The sequence below is a fragment of the Variovorax sp. 01T439_2 genome, assembly GCF_056398445.1.
Window position 1 is genome coordinate 1 of the sequence record NZ_JBFTPJ010000824.1, and the last position, 2,700, is coordinate 2,700.

The 2,700-nt window shown below is 69.9% G+C and carries 2 protein-coding genes and 1 pseudogene; 2 read left to right on the plus strand and 1 reads right to left on the minus strand.

Annotation, left to right across the window (positions count from 1 at the left end):
- Positions 1-20 precede the first annotated feature (20 nt).
- Positions 21-1,379 carry a glutathione-disulfide reductase gene (gene gorA / locus AC1DOC_RS28355; RefSeq protein ID WP_478130987.1) on the plus strand — a complete coding sequence of 453 codons (1,359 nt, stop codon included), beginning with the start codon at positions 21-23 and terminating at the stop codon, positions 1,377-1,379.
- Here the strand turns inward: gorA and AC1DOC_RS28360 are convergent.
- Positions 1,376-2,272 carry a ketopantoate reductase family protein gene (locus tag AC1DOC_RS28360; protein WP_369663706.1) on the minus strand — a complete coding sequence of 299 codons (897 nt, stop codon included), beginning with the start codon at positions 2,270-2,272 and terminating at the stop codon, positions 1,376-1,378. The two genes, gorA and AC1DOC_RS28360, sit on opposite strands and share 4 nt — an antisense overlap.
- A 108-nt stretch (positions 2,273-2,380) precedes the next feature.
- On the opposite strand from AC1DOC_RS28360, the pseudogene AC1DOC_RS28365 reads away from it, so the two are divergent.
- A pseudogene (locus AC1DOC_RS28365) lies at positions 2,381-2,700 on the plus strand (AMP nucleosidase); the annotation flags it as partial.

The following is a 2,700-nucleotide window of genomic DNA, read 5'->3' on the forward strand; positions in this document are numbered from 1 at the left end:
CCGCCAAGGAGCGTCTTTTCATGCCCACATTCGACTTCGATCTTTTCGTCATCGGCGGCGGCAGCGGCGGCGTGCGCGCCGCGCGCATGGCGGCCCAGCAGGGGGTGCGCGTGGGCCTGGCCGAGGCGGCCGACCTTGGCGGCACCTGCGTCAACGTGGGCTGCATTCCGAAGAAGCTCTACAGCTACGCGGCCGGCTATGCCGAATCCTTCGAGGAAGCCGCGGGCTACGGCTGGCAGCTGCCGCAGGCGCCGCAGTTCGACTGGGCGCATCTCAAGGCGCAGCGCGCGAAGGAAATCAAGCGGCYCAACGGCGTCTATGCCTCGCTGCTGAAGAATTCCGGCGTGGTGCTGGTCACCGGCTGGGCGCAGCTGCTCGACGGCCACACGGTCGAGGTCGACGGCAAGCGCCACACCGCGCGCCATCTGCTGGTGGCCACCGGCGGCACGCCCTACGTGCCCGACTTTCCGGGCCGCGAGCACATCGCCAGTTCCGATGCGATGTTCGACCTCGACCCGTTCCCCAAGCGCCTGCTGGTGGTGGGCGGCGGCTACATCGCCTGCGAGTTCGCATCGATCTTCAACGGCCTGGGCGCCCAGGTGACGCAGCTGCACCGCCGCGCGCACCTGCTCACCGGCTTCGACGACGACGTGCGGCAGTTCCTGGCCAAYGAGATGGGCAAGGCGGGCGTCGACGTGCGGCTGAACTGCGAGGCCACCTCGATCACGCGCGGGGCGCACGGGCTCACGGTCACGCTCGCGCGCGGCCAGCAGATCGAAGCCGACACGGTGCTCTTTGCAACCGGCCGCGTGCCCAACACCCAGGGTCTCGGCCTGGACGCGGCGGGCGTGAAGCTCGACGAGCGCGGCGCCATCGCGGTCGATGCGCACTACCGCAGCTCGGTGCCGTCGATCCATGCGGTGGGCGACGTGTCCACGCGCGTGCAGCTCACGCCGGTGGCGCTGGCCGAGGCGATGGTGGTGGTCGACGAACTGTTCGGCAAGGGCCGGCGCCGGCTCGACTACGAGTTCATTCCGACAGCCGTGTTCACGCACCCCAACATCGGCACCTGCGGCTACACCGAGCTCGACGCGCGCGCGAAGTTCGGCGACGTGGCGGTGTTCTCGAGCGAATTCAAGTCGCTGCGCCACACGCTGTCGGGCCGCACCGAGCGCACCTTCATGAAGCTGGTGGTCGACAAGGCCAGCGACCGCGTGGTGGGCCTGCACATGGTGGGCGCCGATGCGGGCGAGGTGGTGCAGGGCTTTGCCGTGGCGATGCGCGCGGGCGCGACCAAGGCGCTGTTCGACAGCACCATCGGCATCCACCCGACGGCGGCCGAAGAGTTCGTGACTATGCGCGAACCCATGCCAGGCTAGCGCTGCTTGCCCTCGAGCAGCTTCACCATCACGAACAGCACGCGGTTGGCGGGCGTGGGCACGCCCAGCGCCTCGCCGCGGCGCACGACGAAGCCGTTGAGGTGGTCGATCTCGCTGGGCTTGCCGCGTGCGAGGTCCTGCGCGGTCGATGAATACTGCGAGGGCATCGACTGCGCGATGCCGCGGACGGCCGCATCGGTATCGCCTGGAATCTCGACGCCCTCGGCCCTGGCCACGGCCAGGCATTCGGCGACCACGTCGCGGATCACCTCGGCCACGCCCGTGGCCTTCACGAGCTCGCCGTAGGGCAGTTGCGACACGGCCGACAGCGCGTTGTAGGCGCAGTTCAGCACCAGCTTGGCCCAGAGCGAGCCGCGCACGTTGCCCGAAATATGCGTGGGCACGCCGGCGGCCACCAGCTGCTGCGCCGCCTGCTCGCTGTGGCGCGAAGGCGCGATCACCAGCTCGCCGCGGCCGTGGTGCTTCACGTGGCCCGGGCCGGCCATCTCGGTGGCGACATAGACCACGGCGGCGGCCACCTCGCTGGACGGCAGCGCCGCGCGCACGCGCTCGTCGTTGTCGACGCCGTTCTGCAGCGTGAGCACCAGCGCATCGCGCGACAGATGCGGCCCGATCTGCGCCGCGGCCGATTCGGTGTCGGTGGACTTCACGCAGAACAGCACAAGCTGGGCGCCCTGCACCGCATTCGGCTCGGTGCTTGCGCCGAGCGGCACCTGCTCGTCGAAGGTCTTCGTCTCCAGCCGCAGCCCGTGGGCGCGCACGGCCTCCACGTGCCAAGGCCGGCCGATCAGCACCACCTCGTGGCCCGCGCGCGCCAGCATGGCGCCGTAGTAGCAGCCGACTGCGCCGGCGCCCATGACTGCGACTTTCATCGATTCGATTCCTTGGTTGTCTGCAGGAGGCTTCGAGGTTAGCCGTTCGGCCGCCGCGCCGCAGCGGGCGGGCATGCCGGCGCCGCATTGGCATTGCACAATGCCGTCATGCCCTACATGCCCACTTTCGTCGCTCCCGCCCGCTTCAACGACGCCGCCGCCGCACTCGAACAGGTCAAGTCCATCTACCAAGGGGGCCTCGCGCACCTGCGCGAATCGATGCTGCGCTTCGTGGCCGGGGAGGCGCTGCCGGGCCGGGTGCGGGCCTGCTACCCGTTCGTGCGGGTGCACACGCACACCGTCTCGCGCCACACGCCGCCGGCCAACGCGGGGCTGAGCTACGGCTTCGTCGCCGGACCGGGCCGCTACGAGACCACGCTGACGCGGCCCGACCTGTTCTCGCGCTACTACCTCGACCAGTTCCGCCT